The organism is Amycolatopsis sp. NPDC004378 (genome assembly GCF_053602455.1).
In genome coordinates this window covers 1-12778 of record NZ_JBSGDR010000047.1, presented here as the reverse complement: position 1 = coordinate 12778, position 12778 = coordinate 1, and the positions used below count along the sequence as shown (strand labels likewise).

12 protein-coding genes are annotated in these 12778 nt (G+C 70.1%); 3 read left to right on the top strand and 9 right to left on the bottom strand.

Annotation, left to right across the window (positions count from 1 at the left end; all coding sequences use genetic code 11):
• The 3 genes from ACWEN0_RS49225 to ACWEN0_RS49215 form a co-directional block, all read left to right on the top strand.
• Nucleotides 1-344: Scr1 family TA system antitoxin-like transcriptional regulator (locus ACWEN0_RS49225; RefSeq protein WP_451988669.1), on the top strand; the 344-nt coding region annotated here is incomplete at its 5' end.
• Nucleotides 345-350: 6 nt separating this feature from the next.
• Nucleotides 351-572 (top strand): DUF397 domain-containing protein, encoded by a 222-nt coding sequence (locus ACWEN0_RS49220; protein ID WP_451988668.1) that lies wholly within the window; start codon nucleotides 351-353, stop codon nucleotides 570-572.
• Between the two features lie 188 nt (nucleotides 573-760).
• On the top strand, nucleotides 761-1312 hold the full coding sequence (locus ACWEN0_RS49215; RefSeq protein ID WP_451988667.1) for a hypothetical protein: 552 nt from the start codon (nucleotides 761-763) through the stop codon (nucleotides 1310-1312).
• Between the two features lie 43 nt (nucleotides 1313-1355).
• Here ACWEN0_RS49215 and ACWEN0_RS49210 read toward each other — a convergent pair whose 3' ends face one another.
• The 9 genes from ACWEN0_RS49210 to ACWEN0_RS49170 all read right to left on the bottom strand — a co-directional run bounded on the left by ACWEN0_RS49210 (nucleotide 1356) and on the right by ACWEN0_RS49170 (nucleotide 12603).
• Nucleotides 1356-1562, bottom strand: a complete 207-nt coding sequence (locus tag ACWEN0_RS49210; protein ID WP_451988666.1) for a hypothetical protein — start codon at nucleotides 1560-1562, stop codon at nucleotides 1356-1358.
• Nucleotides 1563-1670: 108 nt separating this feature from the next.
• Nucleotides 1671-2654, bottom strand: coding sequence for a hypothetical protein (locus tag ACWEN0_RS49205; protein ID WP_451988665.1), 984 nt, complete (start codon nucleotides 2652-2654; stop codon nucleotides 1671-1673).
• A 181-nt stretch (nucleotides 2655-2835) separates the two neighbouring features.
• Nucleotides 2836-5049: an FtsK/SpoIIIE domain-containing protein gene (locus ACWEN0_RS49200; protein ID WP_451988664.1), complete on the bottom strand. Its 2214-nt coding sequence runs from the start codon at nucleotides 5047-5049 to the stop codon at nucleotides 2836-2838.
• Between the two features lie 224 nt (nucleotides 5050-5273).
• Nucleotides 5274-6167, bottom strand: a complete 894-nt coding sequence (locus ACWEN0_RS49195) for a DUF2637 domain-containing protein (protein ID WP_451988663.1) — start codon at nucleotides 6165-6167, stop codon at nucleotides 5274-5276.
• Entirely contained in the window at nucleotides 6164-6616 is a 453-nt protein-coding gene (locus ACWEN0_RS49190; RefSeq protein WP_451988662.1) for a hypothetical protein, read from the bottom strand. Before ACWEN0_RS49190 ends, ACWEN0_RS49195 begins: the two co-directional genes overlap by 4 nt.
• A 155-nt stretch (nucleotides 6617-6771) precedes the next feature.
• Entirely contained in the window at nucleotides 6772-7245 is a 474-nt protein-coding gene (locus tag ACWEN0_RS49185) for a hypothetical protein (RefSeq protein WP_451988661.1), read from the bottom strand.
• The gene (locus ACWEN0_RS49180) at nucleotides 7245-9464 is read right to left on the bottom strand and encodes a hypothetical protein (protein WP_451988660.1); all 2220 of its coding nucleotides are present in this window, start codon (nucleotides 9462-9464) and stop codon (nucleotides 7245-7247) included. Before ACWEN0_RS49180 ends, ACWEN0_RS49185 begins: the two co-directional genes overlap by 1 nt.
• A complete protein-coding gene (locus tag ACWEN0_RS49175; protein WP_451988659.1) occupies nucleotides 9461-11209 on the bottom strand; it encodes a hypothetical protein in 1749 nt (582 codons plus the stop codon). Before ACWEN0_RS49175 ends, ACWEN0_RS49180 begins: the two co-directional genes overlap by 4 nt.
• The gene (locus ACWEN0_RS49170) at nucleotides 11209-12603 is read right to left on the bottom strand and encodes a tyrosine-type recombinase/integrase (protein ID WP_451988658.1); all 1395 of its coding nucleotides are present in this window, start codon (nucleotides 12601-12603) and stop codon (nucleotides 11209-11211) included. The genes ACWEN0_RS49175 and ACWEN0_RS49170 overlap by 1 nt, the downstream gene beginning before the upstream one ends.
• Nucleotides 12604-12778: the final 175 nt, after the last annotated feature.

The window sequence follows — 12778 nt, the reverse complement described above, 5'->3', positions numbered from 1 at the left end:
CCGGGACCGCGCTGGAATGGCTGGTCGGCGGCACGGACGTCATGCGCGAGCAGCTCAACCACCTGGCCGACCTCGCCGCCCGGCCCGGCATCAAATTGCAGGTGCTACCCACCACGGTCGGCGCGCACACTGGCGTGGAAGGCACGTTCACCATCTTGTCCGCGCCGCCGGAACTCGAGGACTACCCCGGCTGCGTGTACGTGGAGACACTGGCCAAGCCCTACTACTACGAGGAACTGGAGCAGATCAGGATGTACCGCAACGCCTTGAGCGAACTCCGGCTCAAGGCCAGCAAGCCGGAGAAGACTCCGGCGCTGTTCGCCCAGCTAGCAAAGGAACTGTGAACCACCATGAAGTACGAGGACGCCGTTGCCGCCCTCGCCCACGCGACCAACTGGCACAAGGCTTCCTACAGCGCCAAGGAAAACGGCTGTGTGGAAGTCGGGTCCGTCCCCGGCCTGGTCGGGGTCCGCGACACCAAACTCGGTGCCGCCAGCCCCATCCTGGCCTTCGACCCCACCGAATGGGACGCGTTCCTGCGTGGCATCAAGGACGGCGAGTTCGACCTGTAAACGCCGTGACCAATCCCCACCTGCGGAAATGCCCCTGACCACCGTTGCTGGCCAGGGGCATTCCCCTTGCTGAGCCGGCCGTGCTCCCCACCGATGATGCCGCACCGGCGCCGCCCGCGGCACAGCCCCGCAAAGGCCCGGTTCACCCACTTGGGGCGCGACCAACGCCGGTGCCAGAATCCACGGCCATGAACGACCACATCGACCCCGGCGACCTCAACCCCGAGGACATCGCCCAGCTGGCCGTCACCGGTGTGGCGCATCAGTTCTTCCAGGCCGCCGCCGGCGGTGGCGACCTGCTGGCCGTGTGGCCGCTGGCCGACCCGCTCCTGCGCCTGTGCTGGGCACAGCACTGGATCCACGCCAACGAACGAGCGATCGCCAGCACCGGCCGCGACCGCGACGAACTGGCCCGCGAACTCGCCGAAGACGCCCCGGACCACCCGCTCTGGGAGCACTTCGAGCGGGTCTCCAAGCGGAACCTGGCCCTGCGGACCCATCAAGGAATCGGGGCTGATCCGGCCAACTGGGGCATCGGCGCAACGCCCCGGGTGCTCGGCGTCGACACCGAGCTGCTGTACGTCCACGACGTCACCACCCTGCCCGGTGGCGTCTTCCAGCCCGGCACCTACAGCGTTGCTGTCCCGATCGTCATGCGCTTCGCCGACCAGCAGTGGCGGGTGCTCAACGTCGGCGCGGAGATCGTCCCGGAGCCCGGCTGGCCGCCCCGGCTCTGGTAGCCGGTCAAGAAGCCATCCGGCCGGACGCCGTTCCAGGCCACAGTCAGCAGTCGCTCCACGGATACAGCGCACTGAAGTCGTCGAAGGCGGCGTTCAGCTCCTCGTCGCGGGCTACCTCGTCCACGACGATGGACGATCGGGCGACCACGCCGGCGGCGTCGAGCACCCCGGCAACCGCGTGCACGATCGCCGCGTACCGGGCCGGCGGCACGTCGCAGGGCAGCCGCACCCGAAACTCACGCGCTTCCACACCTCAACGTTGCCTGTAGCACGCAGGTGACACCAAGTCTCCGATCGGGCGGACACACCCGATGGACGAGCAGTGAGCCGCGTGACCGTCTCATCGCACCCAGCGCGGCTAGGCCAGATATGCGTTCACCTCGGCTATGCGCAACGTGACCTCGATGAGGAACTGCTGGCAGTAGTTGAAATCGTCCTCGGTCGGGGCGTAGCCGTCGGGATAACTCCGTGCGAGCGGGTTGTCGAACGTTCCACTGATCGAGGGGGTCAACTTCTCAAACCTCAGATAGCGGGGAAAGTCGATCCCTAGCGTCATGACGCGCAACGCTGTTTGCGCTGTAGCCGCGAATTCGATGGTCGCGTCAAGCTGAGTCGCCAAGCCGCGCGGGTCCTGGTAGCCGACGCCCTTCGAGTCGCCTCGCAGCCAGTACAAAATTGCAGCGGTGTCCCCGCCGTGAAGACGGGAAATCGACGTCAGGTTCTCACCGAACCTCAGCGGCGACGGCTCGACGTAGGCATGGTGGTGCGGATTGAACAGCTCGTCGAACGCCTCCGCCAGCAGCCCCATCGCCTCACGGCGATCACCGCTCGCCTCAGCCGCCGCCGCAGCTTTCACCTTGCTGCGAACCGGCTGTTGCGGCACCACGTCTGCCATCGTGACAGTGTCGTAGTCGACACCGAAGACAGCTTGGGTATTCGCGGTTAGGAATGCGTCCACGTCGATACGTGCGTCAGCTATCTGCTGGGGTCCAGGGATCGAGCCGTGGTGCTTGTGGTTGACGCGAATCTTGTTCAACCGCTCCATCCCTCGGCGGCCGGACAGGTTCGGGACCTTCTTCGCCAGGTCGGGCCATAGAGTCTCGAACCCTGCCTTCGGGTTCACCTGAACTCCCATGAAGTCGAGAGCTAGAACGTAGAACAGTTCCACCGCGTCATGGAACGACAAGATCGCCGCCGACGACATCGGGTGAGCTCGACGAGCCTGACCGATGCCCTCCTGGTGCAGAAACCGGACATAGCCGAGCCGTTCAACGACATGCGCAGGTAGAGGCTGAGTCACGACGGAGGACCCTACGCTGACCGCATCCGAGATGCCCTTCAATATGGAGTCCCTGGGGAGTGCGGAGCCCGTGCGGACCTCTACACCTGGGTCGGCACACCGCACGTCCGGAGGAGTTGCCTGGTCACGGGTTCGCCGAAGCCGACGCGAGGTCGGCACACCATGGCGGTCAGGTCGGCACGCCTTGTGCGGACCTCGCTCGCGGAGGGCCGCACAAGGCGGGTTACCTGTCGTCACTGTGCTCGACGATCGCGGCGACGATCGCGTCCACGTGCTGCACCGACACCGGATGCTTGCTCCCACCGACCCGCTGCCGCGACGGCCGAGGCGCGGGGATATCCAAGCGCCGCAACGCTTCCCCCAGAGTCTTCGGGTCCCACTCGATCCGGGCGGCGAGCTCGGCGGTGGCCACGATCCCCGTCTCGTCCTCCCCGATCACGTCGGCCAGCAGCGCCAGCACCTCCGGCATCGGCCCACCCGTCGCGTCGTCGACGACCTCGGCGTCCACCGGTTCGGCATCGGCAGCGCTGGCCGCGACCAGTTCGGTCAGCGCCGCCGCCTCGACCGGGGCCGGCGGGCGCTGCCCGGCCGCGTCCCCGGTCAGCAGCCCGATCGCGTCCCGCCGCTCGCGTCCGGCCTCGGCCGCCGCGCGGGTCGGGCCGAGATCCAGCTTCGCCGCCCGGATGATCACGCCTTCCGACGCGCCGACGCCGGAGAGATCGTCGGCCAGCAGCCAGGCCGCGCCGCGGTGGCGTTCGGTGAACTTCGTGGCGTCGACCCCGGCGGCGGTCTTGCCGGTGCCCAGGGCCATGTCGTTGGACTGCTGGGTCGGCAGCCGCAGCGCCGCGCGGCTGGAGATGTTGTCCCGCAACCGGGTCGGGATCGACCCCCGGTCCGGCTTCTGCGTCGCCAGGAACACCGTCGCCCCCGCCGCCGGTCCCTTCCGGACCAGCCAGGACACCTTGTCCACGATCACCCGCCGCAAGTCCTTCACCGTCTTGGTGTCGCTGCCCAGCTCCTCAAACCCGAGCTGGCACTCGTCGATCGCCAGGACCAGCCACGGCATGCTCGCCTCGCACAGCGCGCGGGTGATCTTGCCTTCCGGGACGTCGGCCTCCGGCATCGTCTTGAACCGCTTGTAGCGGTCCAGGACCTCCGTCTCCAGCTCGATCAGCAACGCCAGCAACCGCAGCAGCGTCTGCTCAGTCTCCGCGCCCTCGGCGGAGGCGATCAGCATCCGGTGCGCCACCGGGCGCAGCGGGTTGAAGTCCGCGCCGTCCTTGAGGTCCACCGCGTAGATCCGGGTGTGCGGATCGAGGCAGGCCGCGACGAGGAACAGGCGGAGTAGGTTGGACTTGCCGTAGCGCGGGAGCCCGGCGATCAGCCACGCTGTCCAGCAGAACGCCACCGTCACCGCCCGGCCGCGCGCGGTCTTCCCGATCGTCACGCCGTCCCAGATGGACAGCTCGGGCAGCTGCTCCAGGCCGGAGCGCAGCGGCGGCTCGGCCAGCGGGTCACGGTCGGCGACCCAGCAGGCCAGTCGTCCGGCGTGCCCGCCGGTGCCCCGCACGCGCTCCAGGATCAGCTGGGTCTCGTCGACGCCGAGGGCGCTGGCCAGCGACTCGCGCGCGGCGATCGCCGAGGACGCCTTCCGCCCGGCCGGGAGGTCGACGATCACGGCCCAGCCTTCGCCTTCGCGGGTGGGGCGGGCGAAGAACGCCAGCCCGTCCTTCGGGCCGATCACCTTCGCCGCCTGGAACGCCTCCACCAGCACATCCCCGTTGATCGTCCACGCCAGCGTCCGCGTGCCCGGGAAGACGTTCTTCCGCCCCGGAGAGCCGTCCTTACGCCGCCCGGCGACTGCGAACGCCACCGACGCACCGGCGGCGGCCAGCCACCACACCAGCGGCCCGTAGATCAGCTTCACGGTGATCAGGCCGCCGGCGCCCACCGTGAGGATGCCGAGGGTCCACCAGCGGCGACGGACCCGGTGGGAGTGGATCTCGGCGAACCGGTCGGCGAGCTTGTCCGCGTCCTTGGCCGCGGCGTAGAAGTCCTCCACCCGCAGCCACGCCCACCACGCCCGCGCCGAGACCGCCACCCCACGGGCGACGGCGGGCGGGTAGCGGATCGGTGCCCTGGCGACCGTTCCCGCCAGCCGGAGGCTCGCGTGGCGGGCGGTGGCGGCGCTCTGCCACTGCGGCGGCAGCCTGGCGACCGCCACCGCCACCACCCGGCGTGCCCGGCTGCGCTGGTACTCCTCCTCGGTGAGCAGCTCCCCGTCCAGGGCGGTCTCGTCGCCACGGCTGGCGATCGTCCTCGTGGTGCTGGTGGCCAGCTCGTTCCCCGGGCTGGCGGTCTCCTCGCCAGTGCTGGCGGCGGGCACGTCGTCGGCGGTGTGGTGGGTGCGGGCAGGGGTGGGGCCGGTCTCAGACATGCGGAAGCTCCTGGTCAGCGCGGGCGTGGACCCGGAGCGGGCAGCAGGCCCGAGGCCGTCGCGGTCCAGGCTCGGCGCGTGCGCCGACCGCGCAGCGGTCGCCTGGTCCGCGGCGGCCTCGGGCCTGCTACTTTGCCCGGTCCACGCCTCGCTGACGGCTGTCCTTGGCCCGACGAGGCGGGTGGTGGTGGGACCGGGCCGGGCCCCACCACGCCGATCACCGGTCACGACCGGCTCGCGATCACGCCGTCGCCAGCGCTGGTGGCGCTGGTGCTGCCGTCGGCGGCGCTCATCGCCAGCAGCGCGAACCCGGAGATCACCATCAGCCCGTCCAGCACGAGCGGCCCGACGTAGGCGGCGACCGTGTTGTAGCCCCAGGCGAGCAGCAGGTCGTGCACGTGGCCGTAGCTGATCACCGCGGAGCCGAGCGCGACCGTGCCGGTCCCGCCGAACCGGGCGATCCTCCACCCGAACCCCGCAGGCCAGCGGACCCGGGACAGGACCTCGACCGACAGCAGCAGCCCGATCGGCCACACCGCCGACCCGATCTGCGCCGCGATCCCCGGTGCCCAGCCCGGCGGCATCCGCTCGGCGGGCAGCCACGTGTGCAGCACGTTCGCGGCCACCGACATCACCGACCCGAACACGAATCCCGCCCAGGACACCACCTTCGCGCCCGCCGCCGTCCCCGGCAACGCTGCGCCGGACATGGACGCGCCGGCGATTCCGGCGACCGGGCTGGAGGTGGCATCGCCAGCGTCCCCCGCCAGCGTTCCGGCCGACGCCGGGAAGCTGCCCGGAGCCACGGCGGCGGGAACGGCGAATGCCGGGTCGGCGGGTGGCTGGTGATCGGGTCCGTGGTTGGTGCCGGAGACACTGGCGGTGCTGGTGACCGGGGTGGCGGTGGCCTGGCGGTCTTCGTCGCCAGCGCCGGCGGGTTGGTCGCCAACCGCCTCGTCGGCGGTCAGTTCCGCCACCGCGAGCCGCACCCGGTGCTCGGTGGCGCCAGTCAGCTTCGCCAGCGTCGGCCGCCCCGGCAGCGGCTGGCCCGCCGTCCGAGCCTGATCGAACAACTCGCGGATCTGGTCCACCAGGTCCTCGTGCACGGGAGCGATCACCGGGCACCGCCGCGCACGGCGTCGGCCAGCCGGGCCAGGTCTTCGGCGTCGGTGGCGCTGAGCCCGATCCCGGTGTCCTGGTGGAGGCGGACCTGTCCGGCCAGCCACCTGGCGAACCCTGCGGCGGCGTCCGGGCCACGCATGTCCAGTGCGGCGCCGAGCTCCCACCAGTCGCCGACCGCGCCGGCCCGCAGCAGCCGGGCCACCACGACCCAGCGGCCGGCGGTGACCTCGGCCGCGAGCCGGGTGCCCACCGCCAGCTCGGTCCAGTAGTCCTCGACGTCGACCGCCCGTCCCGTAAACGCGGCATCGGCGGTGCGGTGCAGCGCGGCCTCCCACCATCCCAGCAGTTCACCGGCCGGAACGTGCCGGGCCGGGTCGTGGGGGCTGCGGGTGCGGACCGGACCATGGTCCTCTCGCGGGCGTGCGTCATCGATAGTGTTCGTCATGGGTCGCAGCTCCTCTGCGATCAAGGCCCCGGCCGGTGTTACCAGCACCGCGTCCGGGGCCGCCTGGACTTGCTCAAGTAAGCGGACTCTGTGTCGCCGGAGGACCCGGTGGCCTCGATCCCGCATCGCTTCTCGGGGATCGAGGCCACCGGGTATCACTGGTCGGGCGTCGGTGCCGTCGCCTCGACGGCGTCCGTGCCGACGCGACTGGGCAGGCTGCGCACGGTGCCCTGGCGGACCACCGCGGCACGCAGCCGCGTGATCTCGTCCTGCTGGGCGGCCAGCTGGGAGATCGCCAGCGTCTTGAACTCCTTGAGCGCGGCGACCTCCTGTTCGCTGTCGGCCAGCCGTTCCCGCAGACCGGCGACCTCGGTCTTCAACCGTTCGATCTGCGCGACGCGGGGATCGGGGATGTCCCCGGCCTCGCGCATCCGTTCTCGCCGCGCCTCGAACTCCTCCTTCAGGTGCAGATAGGTGGTGTAGAGCGCAGCGCGGGTGACCCCGGCCTCGGCCGCCAGGGTCTTCACGTCACAGCCGCCGCCGGGCGGGATCTCCCCGCGCAGCAGCCGATCCGACGCCGCGCGGATGCGGTCCTCGGTCTGCCGACGCTGTTCCGCGCTGATCTGCATCAGGCCACCCCCTCGTCCGTCGTGTCCGTCGCGTCGATGGCGGCGATGACCCGCTCCGCGCGGGCCAACTCGCGCTCCAGACGGGTGCGCTCGGTCTTGTTCCGGCGGGGCAGCCCGTCCAGGAACACCACCGTCGACTGCCGGTGCTGCTCCCACACCGGCCGGTGGCACGGGTGGTGGGTGGCCTGCGGGCAGCGCGCCGAGTCACACATACCCAGAAGTGGCCGGTCCGCATTCGGCGTGCCGGCCAGCCTCAAGCACAACGCCCGGGACGGATCGGTGAACCAGCAGTAGTTCGCCGGCCCCAGGTGCAGCGCCCCGGCGCGCTTGCCCAGCAGCGTGCGGGCCTCCTGATCGCTGGCCAGCGACTTGGGCGCCTTCGCGGCCAACTCTGACAGCGGCCCGTCGATGCTGGCGAAGTACTCGGTCAACTCACGAGCACCGGGACCGGCCGGCAGGACCCCGCTGCGGTAGTTGCGCCACTCCTCCAGCAGCAGCTCCACGTTGCGGTCCCGCTCATGCTTGCCGACCTCGGCCAACAGCCGGGACTGCGCGCCGCCCGGCCGGGCCGCGTAGCCCTCGGTGGTGGCCACCGAGATGTGCTTGAGCTGGATCTTCGCCGCGAGCAGCCCACCAGGCCGGTAGGCCAACTCGATAGCCAACGTGCGACGCAGCATCCGCATCGTGACCTGGCCCTCCGGGATCGGGGCCAAGCCCAGCCGCTGCCCGGCCGGGCCATTCACCCAGTTGCGGAGTTCGCGCATGCGGGAGGAGAAATCGAACGGATCGAACAGCGCGGACCCCTCCGGAGCGTCGGTACCGTCCGGGGTCTCCAGAAGCTGTTCCGCCACCCGAGCGGCGTGAAACGCCTCTTGCACGACCACCCACTCGTCCCTGGTGCCGCCGATCGGCTGGCCCTTGATCAGCGTGCTGGTCAAGAAATGGCGGTCCAACCCAGACGCGATCTCCTCCCGCCGGGCGCACCCGACCTCCAGCTCCTTCAACTCGCTGTGCCGCATCCCCGACAGTGCGGCGATCACCACCGCCGTGGCTGCTCGCGCATGTCCGACCAGGTCACGCAGTTCCCGCTCGGTCACCGGCTCCGTCCAGGGCACCTCCCCGGCTCCATCGGCGCGCGGCACCAACGCGGCGTCGCGGGCGAACGGCTTGCCGACCCCGACCTGACCGACGGCGGCTGCGATCTCGTCACGCAGCTGCTCCCACCACACGCCGCCGTACTGGCGGACGCCGATCTTGCGGGAAAGCGAGGTGAACGACACCGGCAGCAGCGGATCGTCCGGCGACCACCCTGTCGCCAACCGCCTGCGCACCTCGTGGTCGACGACCTGGTCCAGCGGGCGGCCCTCGGCGACCTGCTCCCGCAGCATCCGCCGCAACGCAGCAGCGTCGATCACACGCAGCTGCGGCATTCCGGCTTCGCGCAGCATCTGCTGGCGCCAGGCCCGCCGAGTCAGGACGACATGCGGGCCGAGGGCGTTCGCGACGTACAGCGCCGCCGCCAACAACGGCTGCAAGATGTCCGCCGGCACCGGTGGCGTGGAGTTCTCGCCAGCGCGCGACCGCTCCCCGACGATCATCGCGGCGGTGCGGCCCCTGAACGGCCGGAACCCCGGGGCGAAGCCGTCGTCGGTGAACAACTCGGAGTACATCGCGACCTCGATCACGGCCGTGGCCGCCGACCGGTACCCCCGCGGGCTACGCCCGGCCGCGCGCTCGCCTCCACGACGACCCGACGGAGCCATCGCGGATTTCAGATACAGGTCGCACTCGTGCTGGGTGACCTCGGACAGGCTGTGGATACCCCGGCGGTCCAGCCACGCCAGAAACGACACCAGGCCGTCCAGCCTCGCCCGGACGGTGACCAAGCCCAGCGGAGTGCGGTAGGCGTGGGGCAGGACCGCGACGCTCTCATGACGGGGAACCATGAGCGCGAACACGTACTCCTTGGCCAGTCGGCGCCACCGCAGGTCACCGATCCTGGTGAAGTCGAGAATCCGCGTGTTGGCGCGGATGTAGCGGGCCAGCCCGATCACTTCGGTGAACGACCACACGTCGTCCTCGAAGACCGGGCGCGCGACACCGGCCGGCAGCGTGAAGCCCGCCGCCGAGCAGATGTCTAGCCCAGCAAACGGCGATCGGGCATCCACCCCGGCCGCGTCACCGCTCTGCTCGGCAGGGCGCAGGGAATCGATGGTCATGCTGTCCTCTCCTCCGGGTGCAAGGGCAGTTCGGTGTCGGTGTCGGCTACCTCGCGCGACGCGCGGGCGATCAAGGTCTTGTCGTGCGTGTTCAGCGCGGCCAGCACCTCATCGATCCGGGTGGCGTAGGGGCCGAACACGGCCATGAAGTGCTCGGCGGTCATCTGCCGCCACTGGCGGCCGAAGAACGCCTTCATCCGCAGCAGGTTCGAGGCGTGACGCGGCGCGAAGATCGCCAACGGGCACAACAGGCACACCCACGGGCGGGCCGGACACGGCTTGCCCGCCGGTCCCCACTGGCCGGCGAGCTGATCGGAGCAGGACGCCAGGAACACGTCCCGCTGGCCGCTGATCAACTCGGTCAACGCTGCGTCGTCCAGCGCGAGCTTCTTGACCAGATCCGGGAACTGAGCGGCCAGGTCGGCGGTCTGGTCGCTGGTCAGCACCATCGCAGGCTGGGACTTGCGCAAGAGGTCGTTCTGCGCCGCTTCGATGATCCCGGTCACCGCGTCGTGCTGGGCCGGGGTGGTCGCGGTGAGGTAGTTGTCTCCCTCGACTCGGGGGCTGTGGTTCGGGTCGATCAGTGCCCGGCCTTTGCCGTACCAGGAACTCCGATCCCGCAGCGACTCGAACGTGGTGCGAATCCGATGCCGGTGCAGCCGCAGCCGGGCGCCGTCCTCGCCGGTCAGCTGGTGGTGGTCCAGCCATTTGTACGTTGTGGCCCAGTCCACCGTGCCGTCCGCCCACGGGCCCCACCGGCCAGGCGAGTGCCGTAGCCACAGGTGATTGTGCAGCTCAGCAGGGGCGAATCGACGGGTAAGCGCCGAGTGCTCCAGCCACTGTTCGAGCAACCGCACGGCTCGTCGAGGCAGGTTCAGGCTTTCGGTGGACGTGCGGCCCTTGACGTAGGTCAACAACGCGGTGGCATCGCCCGCCCAGTCCACGTCGTCCAGGCCGAGCTCAGCGATGCCGTCGGGCACGATGCCGCTGTAGATGCCGAACAGCAGTTGGTAGGCCAGCGTGAGCTGGGCGCGGGGGTACAGCTCGTGCTGCGCCTCCGTCACGCCGCCCCAGCCCCACTGCACGGTGTGCTTGCTGACGCCCATGTAGTCCGCGACGCCCGAGCAGCCCACCGGACCCAGCTCGCGCAGCAGCCACCGGATGTTGTCCGGGGTCCACCCGCCGGTCTTCGGGTCCTGCCCGCGCGCGGCGGCTTCCAGCGCCCGACGGTGCGCGGCGAACGCCTGCTTGATCTCCCCTCGACACGCCTCGCGCAGCCGCGCCCACTCGCCCTCGCTGTAGGGAACCAGCGTGGAGCGGTCCGCACGACGCTGTGGCTTGAACGCGCGCCCCTGGACCAGACCCCACGTCTCCGGCGTCAACGTCAGCACCTGCTGCTCATGCGCGGCGCGCAGCATTGCCCGCGTCATCTGCTCGTAGTTGCGGTTCTCGCAACCCATCCAGAACTCGGCCAACCGCGGCCGACTCAACTGCGTCGCCGAGCCGGTCATCCCGGCGTTGGCCAGCCACATCACCAACTCGCGTAACGCGGACATGTACACCCCGACGGTGTGTGCGGCGTCGATCCTGCCGTGCGGGTGAACCCGGTTGATGAGGCCCATCAACAACTCGCGGCTCAAAGTCGGGTTGACCTCAGCGGCCTCGCCAACCTCGATAGTCAGCCGAGCACCCTTGCTGAACAGGCACGACAGCCCCAACGGCTGCTCGATCAGAGTCGCGGGCATCAGATCTCCTCCTCGGAGTCGTCGTCGAATTCGTCGTCGGCCTCCCGTTCGGCCGCCGCCGAATCGGCCAGCCCGTGTTTGGCCGCCGACCGGGTGTAGGCGTCGGAGTAGATCCGGGTCATGTCCAACCGGCGCAGGTACGCCTCGGTGGTCAGCGCGCTGCTGTGACCGAGCAGGTCACGCAGCACCATCAGCGGGTCGGACTTCGTCAGGTACAGCGCCAGGGCGTGGTCGCCGGGTGTGGCCAGCTCGGCCTGCGCGACCTGCTCGTAGTAGCCACTCACCAGCCGTTCCAAGGTCTGGATGGCGAAGGTGTGTCGCAGCCGGTGCGGGTTGACCTGCGGAAACCGGGGCTCGAACCGGTCACGGATGCGGTTGGAGGTCCGCTCGAACACCGTCGGCCACGCGGTGAACGGCGCACCGGTCGACTGCACGGCCAGCAGACAGGACCCGCCCTCGGCGTCGACCAGCCGCAAGCGCTCGGCCGGGCGCAGCTTGTTCCAGCGGACCCGGCTGCCGTCGATCCGGCCGCCCCGCTCGTCCGCGTCGGTGACGATCAGCGGCTCGCCCGACCGATCTGGTGGACGCCACGGCGAACCCTCCACGGCCAGCGCCCGCTCCAACTCGATGTAGCGGTGCACGCAGACCAGCGCCCCGTAGCTGATCCACGTGGTGCGGAACTTGCTGCCCTTGGTGATCCCAGCGGGCACCGGGAACGGGATCGGCACCTCGGTCGGGCCCGGCGGCAGCGGCGGGATCTCGTGCACGAGCAGGTAGGAGAACTCCTGGCGGCGCAGACCGGTGGCCAACGCCAGCTCGCCCATCGCGGCGTTGCGGGCCAGCTCGCGGCCCCGGAAGGCCACGTCTTCCTCGCCGTCGGCGGTCAGCCCGCGCAGCCCCCGCACGAACAGCTCGGCGAAGTCGTCGGCCAGGTACTTGATCGTCACGTGCGGCTTCGGGGCCCGCCGGATCGCCTGGTTCACCTCGCGGTGCTGGACGCGGTCGGCGTAGTAGGCCGTCGCCGGCCGGTAGGTGAAGGGCACCGCCGGGGCGTGGCCCTCGGCCTCGGCCCATCGGTAGAACGACGACAGCACGCTCATGTGCTGGTTCCAGGTCGTCGCCTCGAACCGGGCCTCGATCGGCCCGGTCGCCCGGTGAGCGGCGTAGGAACCCAACACCGACCGCAGCCGGTCGCGGGTGTCGAACAGTCCTATGCCGTGGTCATCCAGGAACACCATCCAGTCCCGGAGAATGCGCGCGTACACCTCCCACGTACGTCTCGCTGGCGAACCGCTCTGCGGCAGTTCGCGCAGCCACTGGTTGGCTGCCGATGTCGGACGGGGCTGTCCGGGGCCGTCCTCGAACAGCAGGTCGGCGTCGACCAGGACGGGCATCCCCTCAGGGATCGGTGGCTTATCGGCCACGTACCAGTCGGGCCACCCCTCGGATGAGAAGAAGGTCAGGTGCATTTCTCCACTCACTTTCAAGACACGGCGAACCGCAGCGGATAAAGGCGCCGGGAATCGGAGAAAGACCGGTTAACTAGACACGGCCATTAAGCGGACACAA

Coding starts and splice junctions, on each gene's coding strand:
- ACWEN0_RS49170 (WP_451988658.1), bottom strand. CDS start 12,603: ATGCCCGTCCTGGTCGACGCCGACCTGCTGTTCGAGGACGGCCCCGGA.
- ACWEN0_RS49220 (WP_451988668.1), top strand. CDS start 351: ATGAAGTACGAGGACGCCGTTGCCGCCCTCGCCCACGCGACCAACTGG.
- ACWEN0_RS49185 (WP_451988661.1), bottom strand. CDS start 7,245: ATGCAGATCAGCGCGGAACAGCGTCGGCAGACCGAGGACCGCATCCGC.
- ACWEN0_RS49190 (WP_451988662.1), bottom strand. CDS start 6,616: ATGACGAACACTATCGATGACGCACGCCCGCGAGAGGACCATGGTCCG.
- ACWEN0_RS49215 (WP_451988667.1), top strand. CDS start 761: ATGAACGACCACATCGACCCCGGCGACCTCAACCCCGAGGACATCGCC.
- ACWEN0_RS49180 (WP_451988660.1), bottom strand. CDS start 9,464: ATGACCATCGATTCCCTGCGCCCTGCCGAGCAGAGCGGTGACGCGGCC.
- ACWEN0_RS49175 (WP_451988659.1), bottom strand. CDS start 11,209: ATGCCCGCGACTCTGATCGAGCAGCCGTTGGGGCTGTCGTGCCTGTTC.
- ACWEN0_RS49200 (WP_451988664.1), bottom strand. CDS start 5,049: ATGTCTGAGACCGGCCCCACCCCTGCCCGCACCCACCACACCGCCGAC.